Below are 17,351 nucleotides of genomic sequence, written 5' to 3' on the forward strand. Positions count from 1 at the left end.
AAAAAAGATATTGGGGTCGTCATTTTTGGGCAATTGGTTTTGGGTGTTGGAGTACAGGTAATATTACAGATGAAATGGTAAATCAATATTTGGAATATCATCGAAGCCCGAATGAAAGTAATAATGATAACTTCACAATTGAAGACTAGCAACATGCAGACTTTAAGTCTGACAACCAAATCTATGGACTTTAAGTCCATAGTGGTTTAGTTTGAAGGAAGAGAAATCAAATAAGGAATGTGCTTAAGGTGATTTATTCTTTATGGAAATAACAAGAAGAATGTCTAGGAAGTTCGCAGTCAATACTATTTAGTTTCTTAGAGGATTGGTTCTGTGTTTTTTAAACTAGCCAATTGATTTTTCTATATAATCCGAATTCAATAAATAAAGTGCTCCCATATACTGAATTTTGAAGCTTACTAAATCGCCAATTTTGTAGTTGGTATCTGAATTTGATATGTCGATAACCAGCATGTCTGAGCTTGCGTCAACAATGGTAATTTTTTCGTCATCTGCCTGCAGGTATTGCGGTTGCATGTCGAGTAATCCGATGTCAAGTATGGCTCGTAAAGAAGTAGTGCTAAAATCGACATCATCAGCTACTGTAAAAGCATGTCCGGCTACGTTTTCGCCTAGTTCGCCGGTTGGGGTATCTGGTTTTTCGGTGATTTCGATAATTTCGGCAAAAAGTTTGAACACGTCATTGTGCATGCCTTCCATGGTTAGACCGGTAAATAAATCTTTTCCGAAAAAGAGCGCTTCGCCTATTCGAAAATGATTAACAGCCATTGGTCGTGCGTTTTTCAATATTAAAGGCACAGCAACAGAAGTTCCGCCGGAAACCCACGGAATACTAATATCAAATTTGGCTTCTATTAATTGTTTGTATAAGCTTAACTGAATCAATTTGTCTTGCGTAGGCATTACACCACTCAAGCAATTGAGGTTGGTGCCGATTCCTCTTATTTCGATATTGGGTAATTTTAAAATATCGCCGTAAAACTGCACTAATTCTTCACCCATAACGCCCTCACGTAAATCACCCATTTCGATCATGATAATGATTTTATGGATTTTGTTCTGGCGTTGAGCTTCTTCAGATAGGAGCTGAATCGTGTACTTCTCGGTATTAAAACTCACATCGGCATAGCGTACAATGCGCTCGATACTGCGTTTTGCAGGCGGCTTGATGTATACGGTTTGAATGTTGGGATTGAGTTTTTTGATTTTCTTCAAATTACTCACGCGCGAGTCGTGCATTTCGGTCACACCCAAGGCGATTATTTCTTGGATATAAATTGTGTTGCCACACAATAATTTGGTCACCACGCCCCAATCGATGTTGCGAGAGCTGAAGATGTTGTCCAGGAAAGCATAGTTTTCTTGGAGTTTTTTGCGGTATAATTTTATAAAAGCCATTTTTATTGCTTAGTTTTTCTTGGGATAGTTTTGGATATTCGAGTCAGTAGCTCGTAGTTCAATTGATTGCTCAAATCACTAAATGAGGCTACAGAAACGGCTGTATCACCTTGTTTTCCTATTAATATGACTTCGTCTTCTTTTTTTACGGGTCCTACATCTGTGATGTCTACCGTCATCATGTTCATGTTTACAGATCCTACCACCACGCAGCGCGTACCATTAATGATCACACGGCCTTGATTGCTTAGGGAACGGCTGTATCCATGCGAATAACCGATGGGAATAACTGCTATAATCATTTTCCTTTCGGCCAAAAAACTGGTTCCGTAGCCTATGAATTCGCCTGCTTGGACGGTTTTGATGTTCATTATTTTACTTTTCCAACTGATAACGCGTTGTAACGGGTCAATTTTGCTTTTTTTCGAATTAAGATAATTAACAAATACTTCGGGGCTGGGCCACAAACCATATTGCATAATCCCGATACGAACCAAATCCATTCTAGTCTCTGGGAACATCATTGAGGCCGCAGAACAAGCCGAATGTTTGATTTCGGGTTTCAAGTCATTGGCGCACATGTATTGGTAGGCTTCGTCAAATCGTTTGATTTGCTTATCAATGCGGTAATAGTTGGCAATGCTTTCTGCGCCTGCATAATGCGTGCACAATCCTTTTAGAACCAAATGTTCGCCTTCTTTCTTCAATATAGAGACTACGCTTGGTAACTCTTTTTTGTCAAAACCCGTGCGGTTCATACCGGTTTCAATTTCGATATGAATTTTAGCTTTTGTATTGCTGCTTTTTGCCACTTTAATGGCTTTGTTCAGTCGGTTTTTATCGAAAACAAAAAACTCAATGTTATGATTCACTACCCAGTCCATATCTTCGTCAGATACAAGACCAAGCACCATAACAGTAACCTTATCTTGTAATGTGTTGTAAACGATTTTGGCCTCTTCGACATCAAAAACAGAGAAGTGTGTGATGCCACAATCGTTTGCCATTTGCACAAATTCCGATAAGCCATGCCCATACGCATTTCCTTTGACTACAGAGGAAAGGATAGTTTTTTTATCGAATGTTTTTCGCAGAAAGGCAATATTATTTTTCAAAGCCTCTCGGCTTAGTTCAATAGTTGAATTAGTATGCATTGGTAATTTGTTTGGCAATTTGGTAAAATATACCGACACCGGTACTTATAATATCATCCGGAAAATCATAATCTGGATTGTGCAGGGCAGGAGTTTGTTCTCCAGATCCCAATCCGAACATGGCACCCGAGTAGAGTTTCGTGAAAATCCCGAAATCCTCGCCCCAAGTAAATGGGAATTCTTTTTCGGCCAGGTCAAAACCATTCATTTGTGCCGATTGACGCACGTGGTCTACGGCTTCGGTATTGTTTTCGTTGGCGTGAAAGCTTTGCGTCCAGCTGATTTTGATTTCCAACTGATATTTTTTGGCAATTGCAATTGCGGTATCTTCAAGCTGGGTTTCAATGATTTTCATTTGGTCGTTGCTGTCAGAGCGCACCGTGAAATGTGTTTGACCACTTCCTGCGGAAACCCCGTAGGCTTTCGAACCCATTTTGGAATAAATAGGAGTGATCAAGCAAAAGTTGCCTTTGGCGATATCCGTTTGCATTTGCCCCAAAAAAGCAGCGGTAATTTCGGCAAGGGCCAACGCAGGATTGATTCCTTTCTCAGGTTCACCCGCATGCGATGTTTTACCTTCTAGTTTAATGACAATGCTGTTTACGGCACAAGTAAACGTTCCGCTCTTAACCAAAATTTGATTTTTGGGATAGCTAGGTAAATTGTGCAATGCAAAGATAAAATCGGGAGCCAAGGCTTGAAACCTTGGATCGGGTGCAATTTTTACAGCACCTTGACCATCTTCTTCAGCGGGTTGAAAAAGCAAAACGACTTTCCCTGTTTCAGGTCTCGCAGCGTGCAGTTGCATGGCGAGTCCGCACAAGATCGTCATGTGTCCATCATGCCCACATTTGTGTGACACGCCCTCGTATATAGACTGGTGCTCAAAGTTGTTAATTTCTTGAATAGGCAAGGCATCCAACTCGGCTCTAAACACCACGGTTTTCCCTGGTTTGCTTCCGTTGTAGATCGCTAGAATCCCTGTTTCTCCAACCTCCGTAATGAGTTCGTCAGGCGGATATTTTTCAAGAAAAGAACAAATTCTATTAGCTGTATTGTGTTCTTTCAGTGCTAGTTCAGGATGTTTATGTAAATCTTTGCGTAAAGCAATAAGCTCTGCTATATTTAAATTTGAATTCTCCATTTGGTACTGTTTTGAGCGCTATATTTTTAATGAAATAAACGCTGTAATTGATTTTTTTATTCGAAATAAAACAAAGCTAGGATAACCATTTTTCAGGAAAATTTCCCGTCTACCTGTCCGCAATATTTGATGGTACTTGCGGTATTACAGATAGGTTCAATGTTTTATTTTTCGAATAAATGCGTCCTATTTAATCAAACGCATCTCCAGGTATTTGTTTGTAAATCCTAGTTTCTCGTACAATTTTTTGGCCGGATTGTTAGGTTCCACGTGCAAGGCAATATCGCCCTCGGTGCTGTCAATTGCTTTTTGCATCAGTTGTTTTCCGTATCCTTTGCCACGTTGGCTATTGTCAACAGCAATGTAAACCAAGATATTTTCGGGGATAAAGCCATTCATTCCCGTTTTGTTCAAGATGGTGATTCCAACAATCTTTCCTTCGTCCATTCCAACCACGATTGATCCTCCTTTGTCAGGATTCATGGCATAAGCAATGCATTTTAAGATATCATCTACTTTATCACCATATTCTTCAAGGTGAGTGAACAAAAAGTTGGCAATGATTGTATCGGTAATCGTAGTATCGGCTCCTGTGGCGCTATTGATGATTTTAAATTCCATGTTGTAATTTTATTTTATTAGAATGATAAATTGATAGTATGACAAACACAAGCAAAGACACTGTAATCCCGTAGGCGTTGGCGTCTAGGTGTTGTGGTAATTGTATTCCTAAAGGTAGTTGATTTTTGGTCAATATTAAAAAAATTGTGGTAGTTCCTCCAGATAGCATGCTCCAAAAAGCGGCAATAGGATGACTCTTTTTCCAGAACAGCGCTCCAATCACGGGAACAAACAAGCCAGAAACCATAAAAGCGTAGGAGTACAGCATGAGTTCGAGCACATTTTGCATTTGCGAAGCCAGTAAAATGGCAAAAACGCCCACAATCAAAGTAACTAGCTGCGACAGTTGTAATTCCTTTTTATGTGTCATCTCTTTTTTCGAAAATTTCGCAAGTATATCGGTCACTATATTTCCAGATGCTGCCATCAAACAACTATCTGCGGTAGAAAGTATGGCAGAGAAATAGGAGGAAAGCATCAATCCCATTAATCCGATAGGTAGTATGGTAGCGAGTAAAATTGGCAATCCCATTTCGCTATCCATTCCGTTGGCGTCGGTGATTCCGGCAAACATACCTTGGTTGGCGGCTACTTTTGCCAACAGTCCAAGACTCACACCCATAAAAGCCATGATAGGCCATTCAAAAACACCAGCAATTAGCCATGCTTTTTTAGCTTCTTTTTCGCCCTTGCTCGCATAGATGCGTTGGTACAAAGTCATCCCCACAAACCAAATCGGAATAATAGTAATCGCCCAATTGAAAATTTGGTAACCTGTTATATTCGTTAAAGAGAGGTATTCTGGAGCAAGTGAACTTTTGATCGCATCGTAACCACCCACTGCATGGTACGCCATCGGAATCCCGATGAAAACCAAACCCAAAATCAGGATGGTCCATTGAATAGTATCGGTATAGATCACAGCTTTTAGACCTCCAATAGCGGTGTAGATAACGGCAATTAACCCCATGACAATCAGAGCGGTTTGCAAATTTAAACCTTCGATAGTGGCTGAGGCTAGTTTGGCTCCCGCGAGTACCTGCGAACTCGTAAAACCAATATATCCAATAGCAGAAATGATTCCTGCCAACAAGGCTACTCTGGCCGAATAATAATGTTCAAACAACTGCGGAAACGTAAAAAATTTATGTTTGTGACCCAGTTCGCTCACTTTCGGAATCAAGAAAACGGCACTCAACCAAGCACCAAGCAATCCTGTAAAAAGCATCCAAGAGCCCGACAATCCCATCGTGAAACCCAGTCCACCAAGACCAATCGAGAAACCACCACCTACATCTGTAGCCACGACCGATAGCCCAATGTGCCAACTGCTCATATTGCGTCCGCTGACGTAAAAATCTTCTGCAGTTTTGTTTTTCTTAAAAAAATAATAACCTACGCCAAGCATCGCAAGCATGTATACGACAAAGATTATATAATCTAGTACGTGCATTTTTCGGTATTTTTGATTATTTATAAGCCTGTACTCGAAATTCTTCCGAAGGCAATGAGTGCAGTCAACTACACATTATGAAGGCGTTTCAGTTTGATTTCGTTGCATTGAAATCGTAGAATGGTAAAACTGAATTATTGCATTAAATTCAGCTTTTAGCCCTGAAAACCGTTTAATTTCTGGCAAAGGTACGTTTTTTTATCCAAAAACCGCTCAAAACGCAATAGGTAAGTCTTAGGGCTGAATTAAGAATCGACCTATTTTTGACCTTGTTTGTATTCGAATAGATTATTTTTCGAAACCCATAAAAGCAGTTTATTTAGTTTTCGAATGACAATCCGTTTTCCATTTCTAACCCCTTCATTTGCAAAGTACAACCCTTAAAATTTTTATAAGAAAATTGCAGGTTATTATAATGTAAAATGTCTATTTTTAGAAAAAATATCTGCTATGCTCGTTAAAGTTTTTGGAAGTGCCGTTTTTGGTGTCGAAGCGACCACCATCACCGTAGAAGTTAATATCGACAAAGGAATCGGCTACCACTTAGTAGGTTTGCCAGACAACGCCATCAAAGAGAGCAGTTACCGCATTGCCGCCGCACTCAAAAACAACGGCTACAATTTGCCGGGCAAAAAAATAACCATCAACATGGCGCCTGCCGATTTGCGCAAAGAAGGATCTGCTTATGATTTGACCTTGGCAATCGGAATCCTAGCAGCCTCAGACCAAATCAAATCCGACGAAGTCAACAAATACATCATCATGGGGGAGTTGTCCCTTGACGGAAGCCTGCAACCCATCAAAGGCGCCTTACCGATAGCGATCAAAGCCAAAGAAGAAGGGTTCAAAGGCTTTTTTCTACCCATGCAAAACGTCAAAGAAGCCGCCATCGTAGCAGGTCTCGACGTATACGGAATCGAAAATGTGCTCCAAGTCATCGATTTTTTCGAAGGCAAAGGCACCTTAGAACCCACCACCATAGACACCAGAGCCGAATTTTACAAAGACCTTGATTTTCCAGAATTTGATTTCAGTGATGTCAAAGGGCAAGAGTCCATTAAGCGCTGTATGGAAATTGCAGCCGCTGGTGGTCACAACATCATTTTGATCGGTCCTCCTGGTGCCGGAAAAACTATGTTGGCCAAACGATTGCCTAGTATTTTACCGCCCATGACGTTAAGAGAAGCACTAGAAACCACCAAAATCCATTCGGTAGCTGGGAAACTGAAGGAAGCCGGATTGATGAACCAGCGTCCCTTCCGCAGTCCGCATCACACGATTTCGAATGTCGCCCTTGTCGGTGGCGGGAGTTACCCACAACCGGGCGAAATCTCCATGGCGCACAACGGCGTTTTGTTCCTAGACGAGTTACCCGAGTTCAAGCGTGACGTGCTCGAGGTCATGCGTCAGCCGCTCGAGGACCGCGAAGTAACCATTTCGAGAGCTAAATTTACCGTGACCTATCCGTCGTCGTTTATGTTGGTTGCGAGTATGAACCCGAGTCCGAGTGGATTTTTTAACGATCCCGATGCACCGCAAACATCCTCACCACACGAAATGCAACGCTACATGAGCAAAATATCAGGACCCTTGTTGGACCGAATCGACATTCATATCGAAGTCACGCCCGTGCCTTTTGAGAAACTTTCAGACGATCGCAAAGCCGAAGCCAGCGTCGATATCCGTAAGCGCGTTACAGCAGCACGCGAGTTTCAGTCCCTGCGTTTTGCCGAAATGGAAAACGTGCACTACAACGCCCAAATGAACACCAAATTAATTCGGGAGTACTGCGCCCTAGACGATCCTTCCAAGCAATTGCTCAAAACCGCCATGGAGCGCCTCAACCTTTCTGCACGTGCCTACGACCGAATCCTAAAAGTGGCCCGCACCATCGCCGATCTCGAAGCATCGCCAAAAGTCGAATCCATGCACATATCCGAAGCCATTCAGTACCGAAGCTTAGACCGCGACGGTTGGTTGGGGTAGAGGAGTGTTGTGGTTTGGGCTACCGATAGCTCTCAGCACGCTGAAAAAATTACGGCAGAAATAGTATAATGAGTTAATCTAACGGAAAATCATTTGGGCGTGCCCCGCTGAAAAAAGCGGGTCGTAGTCCCGACGCTTCGGGATGCTACAATCTTTTTTGGGGCAGAAAAAGCCCCACAAATGGATTTTCGCTGCTATCACTCACGCAAAATATCGTTAAGTTGAGTGTATTTTGTGTCATTTCAACAAAGGAGAAATCATATAACATAAGCAGCTAGTGCGATTCCTCCTTCGTGGAATGACAAAACTGGATGTTTTTAGCCTAAACTTAAAAACATTGCACTCGCGTGACAGTTGGATAATGAGGGGATTTTATAAGTTATTTAATTTCAGATAGTACAAAAGGATCAAACCGTAAATTGCACAAATTCCCACAGATTAATTTGCGGAAATTTGTGCAATTTGCGGTTAAAACCAGAAGGGATTAAATTTTTGAGTTTAGAATATTGAATCTGAACTGGTGAATCTACTGTTACAATTCTATTATTTATTTTGGAATTTGAAGATAATTATTCATCGCTTTATTGTAAATTTTTTGGTCAAGCAAGGTAAGTACTTCTTTTACATTCCAACCTAAAATCATTTCTTCGTCTTTTGGGTCGATTTCTTGCCCTTCTATTTTTCGAGACAAAATATCACTCAACAATATTTCATCCGAAGAGTAGTAATTTGGGTAGTATTGCTCTATGAATGACCAGTTTATTTGGTTTGGGTTGTTTTGAGTGGTCAATGGTTAGGATTATGGTGAAAGGAATTATTTTTGAAAAATAGTATCCATATGATATTCCAAGAATTCAATTTTTGGTAAATATTTAATTGGACTAGTAATTTTTAAATTATCGATAGGCGCAAAGTGAATTTGATAGAAATCAGTATTCTTTTTCTTTTTCAGAGAAGTTGAAAGAACAACTTGATAATTTTTATCTACACCAATTATTCCTTTGTCAAATGCTTTGTCGTATAAGGCCGATAGACAAATTCCATTTTCAGGATTCAACCGATGTTCTTCATTTTTTGACCAAGGAACGATATGACTTGCCAACAAAAGTTCAGGAATATCAATTCCTGTTATAGCACATTTTGTAGCATAATTTGCTAATATCATTTGTCTAAAAACAGACTGATTAACTCTTGTTTTAACTTCTCGTATTTTTGTTTCGCCCTTGATATCCTTTAATTCAGGAAATAGGTCAACATATTTATCTTCAATAGCGATATTCTCTTTTTGAGCCAATAAAATTTCACTTTGAAAGATTAATTCTTCTTGGTTATGAAAATACTCGTCCCAAATAGGTTGGACTATATTTGTCCCGCCACTCATACCTTTAATTCCTCTTGCTTTTAAAGCTGGATCTACACTTGCAAAATTTACCAATCGCAACGCTATTGAACTAGGAGTCCGACCAATCAACTTCGCAAGATGAATTATGTCTTTATTCGTACTATGCATTTTTCCAAAAGGAATTTTTAAGTACAAATTAAAGGCAAGGATTAGCTCTTCTTTTGTCCAGAGGTTACGGGTTGCCATCTATTACTTTTTCACAAAATCAACACCGACTCTCACAGGGTATGAAAACGCATGATTTGCAATTCTTTGAGCGTAATTTGGACGGATGGTACCTATATATGTTAATGTCTCACTTTTAATTTGTCCCACTTTGTCTAAATAATGTACTTTTATCTGATTATTTTCATCAATGACATTTTCATTTTCAAATACTTTATATTGTAATGGTTTTATATACAGGGGACCATAAGTATTTCTTAAGGGATCTTGGGTTATCTCAGTCCACTTAATAGTTGTGTTATTAGGAAGAAAGCTAATAAAGGCTGTATCCCCTAATTCGAGAGCATCAGTATCTTTTATGTTACTACCTTCGGCAAAATAAAAATTACTTTTAATTTTATCATGAGGTCTCAAACAGTCACATAGCGCTGTTAAACAAATTAGATATTTTGGACTTTCTTTGTGATTTTCATTATACTCAATTAAAAAGACATCTCCAAAATTAAGAATTTGATCTTTTTTATCAAAGTAATAAGAATTATAAAAAACATTCATTTTATGCAATGAAGGTATATCCGAATAATTATCATCAAGCCCTAATTCAAATTCATCTAATAAGACATCATCAAGTAGTAAAGACTTTCTATTTCTTAGTGACATAGAGATTTTTTCCATTAAAACTTCATCCATAAATGAATTGAAAAAATAACCTATGTTTTCGGCATTTAATTTTTTTCGATGATGAATTAATGCATCTTTAGGAAATGATATAGCTAAATCATTTGTAATTGCACTAGCTCTATATAAATGGTTATAAAGTTCAATTCCTAAAAGCTGATTAAAACTATCAACGTCATCAATAATATGATTTTTGAAATTTTCTAATAAGACATCTGCTTTATTATCTGCTTTATTTAAAATTGTTATAATTGTATTATTAATTACGACTATTTTCTTTTCACTATCAACATAAGTAGGACACTGGAGGTCAGCATTAGAGGTGACTTTATTAGATAAAGCTATTGAACTTTTTATCATCGCACAGGTCATATCTGATGTCCCAGTAATTTCCATAAGTTTATTTGGGACAGCTTTATGCTTAGTATAAATTTCTTTCCTTATTTCTTTGACTACAGACTTATTACTTCTGTTAACATTGATTTGATTTAAAAGCGTTAACAATTCAGGTTCAAACCCCTCTAATTCTAATAATTCCTTTATTTCGACATAATATTCTTTGTTTTTACCTGAAAAATAAGATAGTATGTTAAAAAGAACATCATCTAAATTGTCTTCTGAAGTATAAATTGTGCTAAAATGAATATGATTCGTCTTAACTATCTCACTAAGAATCTTCAAAGACTCTTCCTCTCCTTCTTTGCCATCTAATTTCCAATCTAATATTACAAAATCTCTGTTTTCGGTAATAAATTTAAGTTTATCATCGTCGTTTTCATCTCCTTTTGTATATTTAAAAACATCTAGAGAAATACCGTTTTGCTTAAAATTATTGTATAAATTTTCAGATAAAACTTCTTCAATTTCAGGAGTTTTAGATTCAACTTGGTAAAAAGATCTTGCTTTTTCATCTATATAAATCGCTGATTTAATTGCATCTTGCAAAATTAGTTTTGCTCTTTCTTCGTAACTCATAAACACTATTTTAAAGGCTTAATTACAAAACAAGCACCATTTAAAGTGTTGTAGTTTTTATCGTTTGTGGCATAAATATCAAAGTAGGATTCATTCAAACTTTGTTTAGAAAGATATAATCCAATTCCTCTTCCATTTGGTCTATTTGAATAGAATAATTGGAATATCTTTTCCCTTCTATGCTCTTCTATTTTGGGACCAGAGTTTATAATTAAAATTTCATCTGTTTCATTATAATAATCGAATTTTATATGTTTTGTATTTGAGTTTCTTAACCAATACAATGCATTGTTGATAACATTAATAAAGACAGTATGAATTACTGGCTCTTTTATTGTAATAATATGATTTTTAAAAGCAGTTGTTTGTTCAAACTCTATATTGTTATTAGTAATTTTCGAATCAAAGAATTTTTTTAAATACTCAAAAATATTATTGCACTTGATATCTTTCGAAACTACACCTGAAATTCGGTATAGCGGAGAAAGCAAATCATATTTATCTTCTAATTGCTTGAAATTTTGTTTTAGAAAACTAAATTGTTCAACATCTGTAAATAAATTATCATTGCTTAATTTTTCAATAGAATGATTGATTTTTGCATACAACTGATTAAACTCATGATCAATTATCTCTACCGCAACACCTAGTTGTGCAGTTTCTCTCGTCTGTTCCCATTGGTATTTGATATTGTCGTATTCTGCTTTATAAGCACCTTGAACTAATTCTTCGTCAATATCAAAACTTAATTTATTAAGGTGTTCAATCAAAGGAAGTAGTTCTTTGACTATTTGTTCTCTTAAATATTCAAATTTATTACTGATATTTTCTGATTGCAGTTTCACACTTTCTTTTGAATCAATCGAACTAACAATGTTTTCTTTATTACTATTAAAATCTTCTAATATTCTTTTTGATCTTCCAGAGTAGTCTTTTAACAAAAATTCAAATTTAGTTTTTAAAACATCTTTATTATCCGAAATTAGCCTTTCAAGAGTACCATTAAATTTCTGGAAGTTTTTAGTAAACTCCATTTTTAATTCTTTTACTTCTAGCTTTTCTTGAACCTTGACCATTAATGGAATACTATTCTTTTTGATAGTATCATTGAATGAAATTAATTTGTTCTCAAATTTATCTAATCGATCTAATTGAGTATCTGTTGGTTTGTATCTTTTAGGTATTTTGGGCAAAAGATTTTTATATTCAATATCTAATGTATGAAGTCTGTCTAAAATATTTTCTATATCTGAATAAAGAACATTACTAGCATTCGTTTTTTCTTCTAATTGACTTAATAAATCTTGATACTCATTTTGGTACGCTTGTAATCTATCTGAATATGTATTTAAGGATTTTGTGAACGCAACTTTTTCAGCTATTTCTCTTTTTTTATCGGCTTTCAAAGATTCTGACTGTTCTTTTAGTTGTAACTTCTTATCCAAAAAGATAGACTGTCTCGCTTTGTCTCCAAAAAATTCTTGTGCTAATTCTATAAAAAAAGCTTCTAAATCATTTTTAAAATTTCTATAAGGTGCATTATTTATTAAACCTTCCCTACTAGATTTATCATTTAAATTTTTATTTTCATTTCTAGTTATTGCCAAAAAACCAAACATTCTTCTATGAGAAAAATAAAATGACCCTATTCGTTTTGCTCGTCTTTTTTCAAAACCTAAAAAATCAAAATCAGTCCTTCCATACGGTAATACTCTAAAATTATCTCGGTATATATATAAGCCCCCATAATCCGATACTTTTGCATTTATTTTATTCCAAACATTTGAATCTAATTTTGATTCACTTTCATTTCCTTGTGAATAACCTAATTTTATTGGGAATTTGCCATATTCATTTCTAATGTCTTTTTTTCGTGGATTAATAAATGTATAATCAATTTCTTCATCATAAATTTTTATTTTTCCATTAAAAGACCCTTTTCCATCAAATTCGCCATCTATTAGTACGTCCGCAAAATCATAATCAGTTGATGTGAAAAAATTTCCCTGAGTAGTTAGAAAATCATATTCTTGTTCACTACTATTAAATATTGGTATTGAAGTATTAATAATTTTATTATCATTAATAAAATCATTTGTAAATCCAGACAAGCTTGAAATAACAAAATTTCTGTCTTCTAAATTATCATCATCATTTATTGTTAAATCAACAATTTGGTCAATTGGTTCAAAAATGATAAATTTTGTACCATTTTTATTTTTTAGATCTATTATATCATTGATAACTTTTTCTTGTAAAAAATCAGGTAAAAAAGAATTACTAACTGATATTTCAATATTTTTCTTTAGTTTTAATTGATTTCCTTCTTCCCAAATCAGATTTCCATTAAGGTCATTTTCTTTTTCGAAATTTTTAAGAAAAGATTTTTTAAGTTTTTTAAATACTTCGGCAAAATCATTTTTTGAATCAATGTTTTCAACTGGAATATCTACATCGTCAAGAAATAAATTATAGTTTTCTAAAAGTCTCCAATCGAAAAATAAAGCTTGTAATGGATGTCCTTGTTTTTTAGTTAACATCAGCATAGGATTTCCTAAAAATGCCACGGATAATCTTCCTATCCCTTTTTCTCCAGCTTTAATTCTAGGTTTTTTCCAAAGTGTTTCTTCGCTTTCCTTTTCTTCAAGAGTGGCTCGACTTTTAGAATCCGTACCAAGCACTAACCATTTCTCGAAAATATCATTTCTAGACATTCCTTTTCCATCATCTGTCATTACAAACAAAGGATTGTTTAAACCTTTATATCCTGGTAAATATATTTCAGCAGTTAAGTTATCAGCATAGGCATCGTAACCGTTTTTCCACAACTCAGTAATAGCTGTTGGTAAATCGGCAATTTGTCCTTTACCTAATAAATCGACTGCTCTAGCTTTAGTTCTAAACTGCATTTAGATGATTATTTATTATTGCCTCTCCAATACATTTTGCATACTGAGGTGGAACTGCGTTTCCTATTAATCTAGCGATAGCAGAAGTACTGGTTCCGTAAAATTTATATTCTTTAGGAAAAGATTGTAAAGTTGCTCCCTCACGTAATGATAATGCGCGATCTTCATCGGGATGAACAAAACGACCATTTGAAATACTAAAAAACTTTGTTGTGATTGTTGGTGATGGCTTATCCCACCACAAACGACCAAAAGTATCTTTAAAAGAATTGTCCTTTCCTTCAAAACAAGCCAATTGTAATTCTGTATCATTAGCAAAACCTAGTCGGTCTCCGCCATCTTTTGCCACTTTCTTTAGTCTTTTTTTATTCACTTCCGATATTGAAGCTACAGTATGTAAAAAATCTGTTTTGTCTTTGTGACCGTCTTTAATTTCGGGAAAACCATTTACTTGCCCTAAGACATCTCTAACAGTAACTTTTCTCTCTACGCTTTTTATTAAATCAATGCTTTCATCAGTTACTCGATTTGCGATTAAAGTAAATCTTTTTCGGCTTTGAGGAACACCATATTCTGCTACATTATGTACTTCAAAATGAACTTTATAATCATTTTCTTTGAGCCAAATTATAAAATCTTCGAGTCCACTTTCTTTTTTCTGTCTTAAAACCCCGGGAACGTTTTCTACAACTACATAACCTGGATTGAAATGCTTTACAAAACGGGTAAACTCTATTAGAAGATTTGCTGATTTAGTTGATTTGGTTTTATCTGTATTGATAATACTCCAAAACTGGCAAGGACTACAACCAATTAAGATTAAATTATCATCATTTTTGGTTAAGTTTAATTTGTCTTCTAATTCTTGTTCTTGTAATTCAAATACATCAGCTTTGATAAATTGTGCACCAGTAATGTTGTGTTCATAAGTTTGTTTACAATTGGGTTCATAGTCAATTCCTGCTAGAACATTTATACCTGCTTCTAACATTCCGTAACTCATACCACCACCGCCACAGAAAAAATCTACAGCCTTTAACCTTGGTTTTCTAACCTTCATAATTTTGTAATTCGGAGATATCTTAAGTGTCTCGCTTTATAACTTTGAATATGTGTAATATTAACATGTGAAAATGAATTATAAATCTCTTTTTTTTGTTAACATGTAAAATAATAACAAAAATACTGCTTTTTAAAAGCTATTTAGAAAGAAAAATTATTTTTTTTACATAGATAAGAATTGTCATTCAATGCAAATATATATTTTTTGAAATAATAAACCTTAATTCCTTCCCAAAATTCCCAAGCCCTGACCACAGCAAAACTCCATATAAAACAGGCTTGCATTTTTTCTTGGTCAAAAAGAGCGGATCCCAAAACGTCGAGAAAGCTCCTTTTTGGCCTTTTAAAAAAATAAGAATACAAACAAGCGTGTCGCGTTCTGCAGGAACAACTCCTGAAACTATAAATCGGAAATTGTTTACTGCCGTTGCGGTGTTTTTGGTGTAAATACGTATATTTGGTTGTAACGAAATTTTTGAAGATGAGAATAGAAACCGACCTTAAATTAGGATTTAAAGATGTAATGATTCGACCAAAACGCTCGACCTTGAAGAGTAGAGCGCAGGTCTCGCTGGAACGAAATTTCAAATTTATGCACTCTGGGGCAAGTTGGTCTGGTGTGCCTATTTTTGCCGCCAATATGGATACGGTAGGAACTTTTGAGATGGCTTTGGTACTATCAAAAGAGCAGATTTTTACCGCGGTACACAAACATTATTCGGTAGACGAGTGGCAAGCGTTTTTGTCGGCTTTGGCTCCTGAATACCTTCCGTACATAGCGGTGAGCACGGGAACGGGTAAGAATGATGCCAAAAAACTGAATGATATTTTGACGCTGAATCCTGCTTTGCAATTTATTTGTATTGACGTGGCCAACGGTTACTCAGAGCATTTTGTGGAATTTTTGAAGCAAACGCGTTTGCAATACCCAGCCAAGGTGATTGTTGCGGGTAACGTGGTGACGGGCGAAATGGTGGAGGAACTGCTCTTGGCGGGTGCCGACATTATTAAGGTGGGTATTGGTCCAGGATCGGTTTGTACGACACGTGTGAAAACGGGTGTGGGGTATCCGCAGCTTTCGGCGATAATCGAGTGTGCCGATGCCGCGCATGGTTTGGGTGGTCACATTATAAGCGATGGTGGTTGCGTGACTCCTGGTGATGTTGCAAAGGCTTTTGGCGCTGGTGCCGATTTTGTGATGCTGGGCGGAATGCTTGCGGGTCACGAGGAGAGCGGGGGCGAATTGGTAGAAATTGACGGCAGTAGCTTCAAACAATTTTACGGAATGAGTTCGACTACTGCGATGAACAAACATGTGGGTGGCGTGGCCGAATACCGCGCTAGTGAGGGCAAGACGGTCTCGATTCCGTTTAAAGGAAAAGTGATTCATACCCTGATGGATATCTTGGGTGGGTTGCGTAGTACCTGTACATATGTAGGCGCATCACGCTTGAAGGAATTGACAAAAAGAACGACTTTTATTCGTGTGAGCGAACAAGAAAATAGAATTTATAACGACTGATTTAGAATAAAAAATTATGATTACAATTGAAGTGGCTGGGAAGAAGGATCTTAATTTGATTCAGAAAATTGCGTATCAGGTTTGGCCCGTGGCGTACGGCGAAATTTTGTCTAAAGAACAGATGGTGTATATGTTAGAGTCTTTTTATTCGATAGCAACTTTAAGCGATAATTACGACAAAGGCTGCCATTTTATTTTGGCTAAAGAAGGGGATGCTGTTTTGGGCTTTGCAGGTTTTGAGCATTTTGATGTGCTTGAAAGAACGAAGATTCACAAAATATATTTGCTCCCCGAATCGCAAGGTAAAGGTGTTGGTAAATTACTTGTGGATTACATTGGGACTAGAGCTATTGAGAAGCAATTTGAAACGCTGCTGCTGCATGTAAACCGTTTTAATAAAGCTTTAGGCTTTTATGAAAAACTAGGTTTCAAGATTATTGAGGAAGTCGATATTGAAATCGGTAACGGCTACTTGATGGAGGATTATGTGATGGAGCGTTTGCTTTCGGTGAAATAGTCCACGGATGAAACGGATTCGCTATCGCGAAGTCGCGGATAAAAACGGATTTTTCATGTGGCTTGCGGTTAAATTTTTTAGCCACGTCCCGAGACTTCGGGAGAACGAAGGCTCACGAATTTAATTAAAAAATCTGTGCGTATAGTTTTAGCCACAAATGACACGAATGACACGAATGCTCACGAATTAATTTAGAAAATGTATACGTATAGTTTTAGCCACGAATGACACGAATTACACGAATGCTCACGAATTAATTTAAAAAATCTGTGTAAATCTGTGTAAATCTGTGTAAATCTGTGTTTTCGCGATAGCGACTCAGTTTCATTTGCGTCCTTTTGCGC

14 protein-coding genes are annotated in these 17,351 nt (G+C 36.6%); 4 read left to right on the plus strand and 10 right to left on the minus strand.

Features of this window, described 5'->3' with window-relative positions; all coding sequences use genetic code 11:
• A partial coding sequence (locus tag M2326_RS17535; RefSeq protein ID WP_413603261.1) for a transposase occupies nucleotides 1-149 on the plus strand: 149 nt, incomplete at its 5' end.
• 196 nt (nucleotides 150-345) lie between these two features.
• On the opposite strand, the gene M2326_RS05535 is transcribed toward M2326_RS17535, so the two are convergent.
• The 5 genes from M2326_RS05535 to M2326_RS05555 form a co-directional block, all read right to left on the minus strand.
• On the minus strand, nucleotides 346-1,419 hold the full coding sequence (locus M2326_RS05535) for an alanine/ornithine racemase family PLP-dependent enzyme (RefSeq protein WP_264618558.1): 1,074 nt from the start codon (nucleotides 1,417-1,419) through the stop codon (nucleotides 346-348).
• A 2-nt stretch (nucleotides 1,420-1,421) separates the two neighbouring features.
• Nucleotides 1,422-2,573: an alanine racemase gene (gene alr / locus M2326_RS05540; RefSeq protein WP_264618559.1), complete on the minus strand. Its 1,152-nt coding sequence runs from the start codon at nucleotides 2,571-2,573 to the stop codon at nucleotides 1,422-1,424.
• On the minus strand, nucleotides 2,563-3,717 hold the full coding sequence (locus M2326_RS05545) for an amidohydrolase (RefSeq protein WP_264618560.1): 1,155 nt from the start codon (nucleotides 3,715-3,717) through the stop codon (nucleotides 2,563-2,565). Before M2326_RS05545 ends, alr begins: the two co-directional genes overlap by 11 nt.
• Before the next feature lie 186 nt (nucleotides 3,718-3,903).
• On the minus strand, nucleotides 3,904-4,338 hold the full coding sequence (locus M2326_RS05550; RefSeq protein ID WP_264618561.1) for a GNAT family N-acetyltransferase: 435 nt from the start codon (nucleotides 4,336-4,338) through the stop codon (nucleotides 3,904-3,906).
• A complete protein-coding gene (locus M2326_RS05555) occupies nucleotides 4,328-5,791 on the minus strand; it encodes a sodium:solute symporter family protein (protein ID WP_264618562.1) in 1,464 nt (487 codons plus the stop codon). Before M2326_RS05555 ends, M2326_RS05550 begins: the two co-directional genes overlap by 11 nt.
• 450 nt (nucleotides 5,792-6,241) lie before the next feature.
• On the opposite strand from M2326_RS05555, the gene M2326_RS05560 reads away from it, so the two are divergent.
• Entirely contained in the window at nucleotides 6,242-7,777 is a 1,536-nt protein-coding gene (locus tag M2326_RS05560) for a YifB family Mg chelatase-like AAA ATPase (RefSeq protein WP_108741278.1), read from the plus strand.
• A 547-nt stretch (nucleotides 7,778-8,324) separates the two neighbouring features.
• Here M2326_RS05560 and M2326_RS05565 read toward each other — a convergent pair.
• Genes M2326_RS05565 through M2326_RS05585 form a run of 5 tightly spaced genes read right to left on the minus strand, consistent with a single transcriptional unit; the run spans nucleotide 8,325 to nucleotide 14,966 of the window.
• On the minus strand, nucleotides 8,325-8,567 hold the full coding sequence (locus tag M2326_RS05565) for a hypothetical protein (protein ID WP_264618563.1): 243 nt from the start codon (nucleotides 8,565-8,567) through the stop codon (nucleotides 8,325-8,327).
• A 24-nt stretch (nucleotides 8,568-8,591) separates the two neighbouring features.
• Nucleotides 8,592-9,365, minus strand: coding sequence for an HNH endonuclease (locus M2326_RS05570; protein WP_264618564.1), 774 nt, complete (start codon nucleotides 9,363-9,365; stop codon nucleotides 8,592-8,594).
• A gap of 3 nt (nucleotides 9,366-9,368) precedes the next feature.
• Nucleotides 9,369-10,997: a response regulator receiver domain gene (locus M2326_RS05575; protein WP_264618565.1), complete on the minus strand. Its 1,629-nt coding sequence runs from the start codon at nucleotides 10,995-10,997 to the stop codon at nucleotides 9,369-9,371.
• A gap of 5 nt (nucleotides 10,998-11,002) precedes the next feature.
• Nucleotides 11,003-13,906, minus strand: coding sequence for an ATP-binding protein (locus tag M2326_RS05580; protein ID WP_264618566.1), 2,904 nt, complete (start codon nucleotides 13,904-13,906; stop codon nucleotides 11,003-11,005).
• A complete protein-coding gene (locus M2326_RS05585; protein WP_264618567.1) occupies nucleotides 13,896-14,966 on the minus strand; it encodes a DNA cytosine methyltransferase in 1,071 nt (356 codons plus the stop codon). Before M2326_RS05585 ends, M2326_RS05580 begins: the two co-directional genes overlap by 11 nt.
• A 483-nt stretch (nucleotides 14,967-15,449) precedes the next feature.
• Here M2326_RS05585 and guaC point away from each other — a divergent pair, with 483 nt between their 5' ends.
• Both guaC and M2326_RS05595 read left to right on the plus strand, forming a co-directional pair.
• On the plus strand, nucleotides 15,450-16,490 hold the full coding sequence (guaC, locus tag M2326_RS05590; RefSeq protein WP_264618568.1) for a GMP reductase: 1,041 nt from the start codon (nucleotides 15,450-15,452) through the stop codon (nucleotides 16,488-16,490).
• Nucleotides 16,491-16,506: 16 nt separating this feature from the next.
• Complete coding sequence (locus M2326_RS05595) at nucleotides 16,507-17,007, plus strand: GNAT family N-acetyltransferase (RefSeq protein ID WP_264618569.1); 501 nt, start codon at nucleotides 16,507-16,509, stop codon at nucleotides 17,005-17,007.
• Nucleotides 17,008-17,351: the final 344 nt, after the last annotated feature.

Source organism: Flavobacterium psychraerolatum, assembly GCF_025960985.1.
In the GTDB taxonomy this organism is placed as follows: Bacteria; Bacteroidota; Bacteroidia; order Flavobacteriales; family Flavobacteriaceae; genus Flavobacterium.

Coding starts and splice junctions, on each gene's coding strand:
- M2326_RS05535 (WP_264618558.1), bottom strand. CDS start 1,419: ATGGCTTTTATAAAATTATACCGCAAAAAACTCCAAGAAAACTATGCT.
- alr (WP_264618559.1), bottom strand. CDS start 2,573: ATGCATACTAATTCAACTATTGAACTAAGCCGAGAGGCTTTGAAAAAT.
- M2326_RS05545 (WP_264618560.1), bottom strand. CDS start 3,717: ATGGAGAATTCAAATTTAAATATAGCAGAGCTTATTGCTTTACGCAAA.
- M2326_RS05550 (WP_264618561.1), bottom strand. CDS start 4,338: ATGGAATTTAAAATCATCAATAGCGCCACAGGAGCCGATACTACGATT.
- M2326_RS05555 (WP_264618562.1), bottom strand. CDS start 5,791: ATGCACGTACTAGATTATATAATCTTTGTCGTATACATGCTTGCGATG.
- M2326_RS05560 (WP_108741278.1), top strand. CDS start 6,242: ATGCTCGTTAAAGTTTTTGGAAGTGCCGTTTTTGGTGTCGAAGCGACC.
- M2326_RS05570 (WP_264618564.1), bottom strand. CDS start 9,365: ATGGCAACCCGTAACCTCTGGACAAAAGAAGAGCTAATCCTTGCCTTT.
- M2326_RS05575 (WP_264618565.1), bottom strand. CDS start 10,997: ATGAGTTACGAAGAAAGAGCAAAACTAATTTTGCAAGATGCAATTAAA.
- M2326_RS05580 (WP_264618566.1), bottom strand. CDS start 13,906: ATGCAGTTTAGAACTAAAGCTAGAGCAGTCGATTTATTAGGTAAAGGA.
- M2326_RS05585 (WP_264618567.1), bottom strand. CDS start 14,966: ATGAAGGTTAGAAAACCAAGGTTAAAGGCTGTAGATTTTTTCTGTGGC.
- guaC (WP_264618568.1), top strand. CDS start 15,450: ATGAGAATAGAAACCGACCTTAAATTAGGATTTAAAGATGTAATGATT.
- M2326_RS05595 (WP_264618569.1), top strand. CDS start 16,507: ATGATTACAATTGAAGTGGCTGGGAAGAAGGATCTTAATTTGATTCAG.